This window comes from Mesorhizobium sp. M2A.F.Ca.ET.037.01.1.1 (assembly GCF_003998075.1).
GTDB lineage: Bacteria > Pseudomonadota > Alphaproteobacteria > Rhizobiales > Rhizobiaceae > Mesorhizobium.
In genome coordinates this window covers 1-6,500 of record NZ_RZSA01000310.1, presented here as the reverse complement: position 1 = coordinate 6,500, position 6,500 = coordinate 1, and the positions used below count along the sequence as shown (strand labels likewise).

The following is a 6,500-nucleotide window of genomic DNA, read 5'->3' as shown; positions in this document are numbered from 1 at the left end:
ACATTGTCTGTCTGGAGGACGGAAAGAAGTTCAAATCGCTGAAGCGTCACCTGATGACCCATTACCATCTCACGCCGGAGGAATACCGTGAGAAGTGGGGGCTGGACGCCAACTATCCGATGGTGGCCCCCAACTACGCGGCTGCCCGCTCGCAGCTCGCCAAGAAGATGGGTCTGGGCCGCAAGCGCAAGGGCCGCTGATCGGCTTCGTTCCTCAGGCAAAGTTCGACGGCGCCCTTGCGGCGCCGTTTTGCTTTTCCGGATAGCGAAGGCGATATGGACCGGATCAGGCCGTCTGCTTCAGCGCCGCTTCCGCGTCGCGCTTGATGCGCTTGACCATCGAACGCAGGCCGTTGGCGCGCTGCGGCGAAAGATGCTCGTCCAGCCCGAGCTCCTTTAGCGTCGCCTCCGCGTCCGTGCTCTGGATCTCGCTTGCCCGCCGGCCCGAAAACAGCGCCAGCATGATGGCGACGAGGCCGCGCACGATGTGGGCGTCCGAATCGCCCTGGAAGCTGATCACCGGATCGGCGCCCGGTCCCTGCTCGGTGGTGAGCCACACCTGGCTGACGCAGCCGGGCACCTTGTTCGCGGCCGTGCGTTCGTTCTCGGGGAAAGGCGGCAGGCCCTCGCCGAGCTCGATCACATAGCGATAGCGGTCCTCCCACTCGTCGAGCAGGGAAAAGTCGTCGCGGATCGTCTGGATCGGGGTGGTCATGGCCCGCATATAGTGGCGCGGCACCGTCGCGTCACGGAAAAAGAAAGCGCCGCGGGCGTCGAGAGGTCGGACGGGCCCGCGGCGTAGCCAAGTGGCGGCTGAAGATTGTCTCAGTTCTTGGAAGTCAACAGCACTGGTATGTTGACCTTGGCGGGCAGCACGATGTCCTCGGCGACGCTGCCGGTGGTCATCTTGGCCGTGTCCGCAACCTTCGTCTCGGCCGCGCCTGCCTGCTCTGATTTGTCGTCGATCATGGCGGCGGCGATCTTGGCCGTTTCCTGGGCCCGGACTGTAATGGTGTACATGGCAGATTTGCCGGTTTCGCAGACATCGGGCTTGCGCTCGCAGAGCCCTGCAATGTCGCCCACCGCCTCGCGCGCCGCGAACAGCGCCTGGATCGGCCCGACGCTCTGCTGGCCGTCCTCGCCCGGGCCGACGCCGAGCGGCAGCGCCAGCAGCACCAGCGAAAACCAGAAAGCCATCCTGATCAGAAAGCCCATCTCACTTGCCTCTCGTGCGGGATGGATCCTGCATCCATCCGTGACGGGTCATGCATCCATCGGCATGACCTCTTTTATGGGCACGATAATGGCACGGTCACGCAAAGGACGGCTTGCCTCGAAGCCGCGAATTTGTCTCAAATTTTAGGCGAATTGGAAAGGAATTGGTTTTGAAGCGGACTTGTGTCGAATCTCATCGACAGCATTAACTTTACGATAACCATATATCGCATTGTAATTATTCGATTTATTCGCAACAGAAATTAGCCGCGTCAGGTTTAGGCCCGTTTTGGCACAGGCCTCGCGGCTAACGCGCCGTTTACCATGACGCCAACTCGGCGCGCTTTGCGGTGCCGGCATCACAATATTTGCCTTGGGGCGGTCGCTGGCACCCGCCAGCCTTATCCATTCCTTAAACGCTGGATGCGAGTTTCAAGTCATTGATTGAGTCACCTGCCAGGCAGGATGTTTTTACCACCGGGTACGCGTGCGTTGAGTTCGATTTCAGCCAGATACGTTCAATTGCCCGGCGCGGTTGCCGCCGGCTGCGAACGCTTGGTTCACCCCACCGTGACGAGTGAGGCGGAACGCCTGCGCCAGCGCCGCTTCATCGGCGTCATGCTCGCCGCGCCATTCCTTGCCGCGGGTGCCGCGGTGACGCTGGTCACCTCGAGTCTCGGCGCGGCCGTCACCATGGCCGCCATCTTTGCCGCTTTCGGCTTGTGCTGGTTCGCCGCGCTTCTGGTCGCCGCCACCGGCCACATGGCGCTCGCCGGCCGCATGGCGGTCGCCTTGGGCGGCCTTGCCCTTGCCGGCGCAATAGCGGCGGCAGGGGGATTGGCCTCGCCGGTCGCGCTGCTGGGCTTGGCATTGCCGGTCGAAACCTGGTGGGTTTCCGGGTCGCGGCGCGCCGCGCTGTCGAGCGTGATGGCCGCGGTCGCCGCGATCGTTCTCCAGCCCTTTGCCGGCCAGCTCCTGCCGCCTGGCGAAATCGCCGCCTGGCACTGGCTGCTGCCGCTAGCCTGGGCGCTGACATTGTTGCCGCGTGCCGCCGCCTTCGCCGATCCTGCCGGCCTGCGGCCGGCGGAGCCCGCCGGCGATCGTCTCGAGGACCTGATCGACGCCGTCGTGCTGCGCGTCGGCCGCCAGGGCGAAGTGCTCGACGCGTCCGCCAAAGCGCGTTCGGTCCTGAAACTGGCGCCGGAGCTCCTGCTTGGCACCGGCCTGTTCGAGCGGGTCCATCTGTCCGACCGCGTCGCCTATCTCACCGCCTTGGCGGACATGCGCGAGGGGGCGCCGAAGCGCCGGCTTGAGTTGCGCATCCGCTTGCCGCGCGAGGGTTCCGGCGCTGCCGATAATTTCCGTCCGTTCAGTCTCGACTTGCTGCGCGGCGAAGCCGAACGCGACGTCTTCATGCTGGTGCTGCGCGAGAACGACGATGTCGCGGAGCTGCGCGAGGAGCTTGCGGAAGCCAGGGAGGCCGCCGCGGCCGCCGAAGTGGCCAAGGGCCGCTTCCTGGCGGTGGTCAGCCACGAGCTGCGCACGCCGCTCAACGCCATCATCGGCTTTTCCGACATGCTGCTGCATGAGATGTTCGGCGCCTTCAAGGACCCGCGCCAGAAGGAATATGTCGGCCTGGTCAGGGAGTCGGGCCAGCATCTTCTGTCCGTCGTCACCTCGATCCTCGACGTCTCGCGCATCGAGGCGGGCGCCTATGCGACCGAGCTGGAGACGTTCCGTTTCGTCGAGGCCGTCGACATGTGCCGCTCGATGATGCGGCCGCTGGCCGACGCCAAGGGCATCGTTCTTGCCACCCAGATCGCGCCGGATGCCGGCGAGATCAATGCCGACCGTCGCGCGGTGCAGCAGATCCTGATCAATCTCGCTTCGAACGCCGTCAAGTTCACGCCCGATGGCGGCAGCGTGGTGATCGGCGCCAAGCGCGTCGGCTCGCGCCTGCATTTCTGGGTCAGCGACACCGGCATCGGCATCGCCGAGGAGGATATGGCCAATCTCGGCAAGCCTTTCATGCAGATCCAGAACGACTACACGCGCCGTTTCGAGGGAACCGGGCTCGGCCTGTCGCTGGTCAAGGGCCTGGTGGCGCTGCACGACGGCACGATGTCGATCGAGAGCGCGCCGGGTGAGGGCACCACGGTGACGATCGGCCTGCCGGTGAGCGGGCCGAAGCGGCATTCCGTTGCGCAACCCGGTGTGCTGGCCATGCCGGCGGCGAAGCCGAAGGGGGATAGAGATGGGGAGGGGAATGGCTCGCTCCGCAAAACGGCGTAAGGTGGTCGAACCCGAGCGCGGCGTCCTTGCCGAAGGCGCGGCCGCGGTCGGCCAGCTGATCGCAAGCAACCCGGTCCTGGTCGGCGGTTCGACCGCCTTCCTGGTGACGCTGTTCTATGTCTCGGCCAATGCGCTCTGGTATCAGCCTTTTCCGCATACCGGCGCCTTCTTTGCCACCCGCAGCATCGAGAATTTCCCGCATACCGTCTCCAACGAGCCGGAGACCACCATCAACATCGTGCGCCAGCCGCCGGCACAGCCGGTGGCCAAGCCGGATCCGATCGTCCAGCAGGTGCAGGGCATCCTGAAGGACCTCAACTTCTATGACGGCACAGTCGATGGTCTGACCGGACCGGCGACCCGCAAGGCGATCCAGGCTTACCAATTGAAAGTCGGGCTGCCGGGCTCGGGCGAGATCGACGGCGCGCTGCTCGACCAGCTTGGCACGCGCCAGACGACGGCGGCGATTCCACATCCGGCGCCGCGGCCGGCCGACGCGGCAGCAGCCACGCCGTCCGCCAAGCCATCGGTAATTCCCGTCTCGGCCCCGGCCGATGGCGCCACGCAATCGCCCGATGCCCGCATCGTCAAGATCCAGGCCGGTCTGAAAGCTTTCGGTAACAACGACATGCAGCTCGACGGCAAGGTCGGCGCCCGCACCAAGGCCGCGATCAAGGAATTCCAGGCTCTCTTCGGCCTGCCCGAAACCGGCGAGCCGGACGAAGCGGTGTACGTCAAGATGCGCGAGATCGGTCTGACGAACTGAGTGGCGGCGGCGCCAATCTAGTTTTGGGCTGCGCGTTTAGCCTTTAGAGCGCGGAAGAAGGCATTGCGGTCCACGCTCTGGCCTTCACCGCTCGCCATGCCTTCAGCATATGCACGCTTGAGCTGATTCAGTTCATGATCGGTTAGGGGTCGGATTGTCGCTTCCATGCGCAACGATAGCATTATCCGGTGCATTCACGAAATTTGCCAATTGTCGGAGCCGGCGCCGCCCCTCATCTGCCTGCCGGCATCTTCTCCCCGTGAACGGGGGAAGGGGCTGGCCGCGGCGCCGGCGCTCTTCCTGCAACGTCTGAGATTGGCGAAATCGTCAGCGCAAGCTTCCTTCTCCCCGTCACTACACGGGGGGAAATGCCCGGCAGGGCAATGAGCGGCAGCGCCGACCTGTCAGGCAAAGCAACACCACCGTCAGGGGACGCGGGACCACAGCAATCCAAACCTGTCGCTGCCCGGCGCTCGCGGACAAGCCGGAATCTCGTTAAACAATCGGCATGTCATCCGGAACGATCCCATGCGCGTAACCACCGATCTCTGGGTTTCGGCCCTTGTACGCCGCGTTTTCGGCGCCGGCGGTTTTGCCGCCGTGGTTAAGCGCGGCGCCACCGAGGCGGGCGCCGTCTTCGTGTTGTCGCGCGGGCGTCTGGGGGAGGTCGTTCTTTACGGGCCGGCGCCGCAGACGAGTTACGATTCAGCCAAGCCGGATGAGCGCTTCTTCACCTTGCTCGATGCCGGCGACGATAGCGCCGCCTTCGATGCGCGGTTGGAGCGCGAGAAGAAATTCGATCCCGACATCTGGGTGGTCGAGATCGAGGCAGGGACTGTACCGGTCGAAGAGCTTCTTTCGGTGAAGGCCGACTAGGGCGTTTCGCCATTCATGGGACCGGAATCGCGATGAGAGCAAGAGCGCTGGGCGAGAAGGTTCATCATGCCGCTTCCCCCTTCTGGACGGGAAACCGGGTAGCGAAGACTTCCTTGGCCGCAAACAGCCCGTTGAGCGCCGCAGGAAAGCCGGCATAAACCGTCATCTGGATGATGGTTTCGATAATTTCGTCCTTGGTCAGCCCGACATTGAGCCCCGCCTCGATATGGACTTTCAGTTGCGGGGTCGCGGTTCCCATCGCAGTCAGCGCCGCGATGGTCGCGATCTCACGGGCGCGCAGATCGAGGCCGGGGCGGCTGTAGATGTCGCCAAACGAGAACTCGAACACGTAGTTCGCGAAATCGGGGGCAATGTCCGCCAGGGCGGCGATGACATTGCGGCCGGCTTCGCCATCTATTTCAGCGAGCGCCCGCTTGCCGCGTTCCAGCCGGCTTTCGCTGACGTTCGGGGATTGATGCGTCATAGTCCTTCATCCTCTTTTCAACGCCGGCATATCCGGCAATCTTGGTGTCGAGGACGAGAAGGCAGGCTTGCAGTTTGGCCAGATGCGCACGGACACGCTCGCGGTGCTGCTCGAGCAACGCGCCGCGCTCCGCTTCCGTGTTGACGCCGCGCTCCCGCAAGGCCGCGTAACGCAGCATTTCCCGAATAGGCATCCCTGTCGTTTTGAGGCGATCGAGAAATTCTATCCAGGTCAGGATTGATACGTCGTAGTCACGTTGGCCCGATTGGTCCCTGTCGGCATGGGGAAGCAGCCCGATCCGCTCGTAGTAACGGATGGTGTAGGCAGACAGTCCCGAACGCTTCGCCAGCTCGCCAATCTTCATCACGCTCTTCTTTCGTCACGACGCGCAGAAAGCTACGAGTTAGAGTGAGCTCTAAGTCAAGAGGCTGTGTCACTTCGTCGTGTCGCGGAAATGCTAACTTTCGCGACGACATCTGATCGTTGATTTTAGCTGATAAAACGAATGCTTAAAGCGCATCCCCTTAATCCTTTCAAGCGCGAGGCGCTTGAAGCCGGTCAGGATGCCTTGAGGCTGGAGCTCGCGTCGTCGCCGTTCGACGCGTCGCGTCGCTCGCCACCGATCGTGTCGGCCGCTTTGTCGCGGATGGCACGCGAAAGGGTCTCCGCCTTCCAGGCGCGCACCTTGTCCAGCGCCGCCTCGCGGTGCAGCAGCCGGTAGCGGTCGAGGAACAGCCGGATCGCCTGCGGGTGCGGGAACTCGCCGGGATAGACCGCGACCGCGATCAGGAAGGCTCTGTCCTCGCTGAGGTCGAGGGCGCGCAGCGCCGCAAGCAATGCGGCATAACCCGACTGCCCGGTCACCGAG

Annotated in this window: 8 protein-coding genes and 1 pseudogene; 4 read left to right on the top strand and 5 right to left on the bottom strand. The window is 63.8% G+C overall.

All coding sequences use genetic code 11. The features are described 5' to 3' along the window. Positions 1–200, top strand: a 200-nt coding sequence (locus tag EOA27_RS16915) for a MucR family transcriptional regulator (RefSeq protein ID WP_189562043.1), incomplete at its 5' end; no start/stop codon positions are given. 85 nt (positions 201–285) lie between these two features. Here the strand turns inward: EOA27_RS16915 and EOA27_RS16910 are convergent. After that, entirely contained in the window at positions 286–714 is a 429-nt protein-coding gene (locus EOA27_RS16910) for a SufE family protein (RefSeq protein ID WP_127256736.1), read from the bottom strand. 110 nt (positions 715–824) lie between these two features. Continuing rightward, the gene (locus EOA27_RS16905) at positions 825–1,214 is read right to left on the bottom strand and encodes a DUF5330 domain-containing protein (RefSeq protein WP_126061981.1); all 390 of its coding nucleotides are present in this window, start codon (positions 1,212–1,214) and stop codon (positions 825–827) included. Between the two features lie 555 nt (positions 1,215–1,769). On the opposite strand from EOA27_RS16905, the gene EOA27_RS16900 reads away from it, so the two are divergent. The 3 genes from EOA27_RS16900 (at position 1,770) to EOA27_RS16885 (ending at position 5,148) form a co-directional block, all read left to right on the top strand. Continuing rightward, positions 1,770–3,506, top strand: a complete 1,737-nt coding sequence (locus EOA27_RS16900) for a PAS domain-containing sensor histidine kinase (protein ID WP_127256738.1) — start codon at positions 1,770–1,772, stop codon at positions 3,504–3,506. Further along, complete coding sequence (locus tag EOA27_RS16895; RefSeq protein ID WP_126078379.1) at positions 3,481–4,272, top strand: peptidoglycan-binding protein; 792 nt, start codon at positions 3,481–3,483, stop codon at positions 4,270–4,272. Before EOA27_RS16900 ends, EOA27_RS16895 begins: the two co-directional genes overlap by 26 nt. A gap of 528 nt (positions 4,273–4,800) precedes the next feature. Beyond that, positions 4,801–5,148, top strand: coding sequence for a DUF1491 family protein (locus EOA27_RS16885; RefSeq protein ID WP_126078378.1), 348 nt, complete (start codon positions 4,801–4,803; stop codon positions 5,146–5,148). 64 nt (positions 5,149–5,212) lie between these two features. On the opposite strand, the gene EOA27_RS16880 is transcribed toward EOA27_RS16885, so the two are convergent. The 3 genes and pseudogenes from EOA27_RS16880 to EOA27_RS16870 form a co-directional block, all read right to left on the bottom strand. Continuing rightward, positions 5,213–5,632 carry a carboxymuconolactone decarboxylase family protein gene (locus tag EOA27_RS16880; RefSeq protein ID WP_126078377.1) on the bottom strand — a complete coding sequence of 140 codons (420 nt, stop codon included), beginning with the start codon at positions 5,630–5,632 and terminating at the stop codon, positions 5,213–5,215. Continuing rightward, positions 5,568–5,996 carry a MerR family transcriptional regulator gene (locus EOA27_RS16875; RefSeq protein WP_126078376.1) on the bottom strand — a complete coding sequence of 143 codons (429 nt, stop codon included), beginning with the start codon at positions 5,994–5,996 and terminating at the stop codon, positions 5,568–5,570. The genes EOA27_RS16880 and EOA27_RS16875 overlap by 65 nt, the downstream gene beginning before the upstream one ends. Before the next feature lie 194 nt (positions 5,997–6,190). Next, positions 6,191–6,500: pseudogene (locus EOA27_RS16870) on the bottom strand (hypothetical protein); the annotation flags it as partial.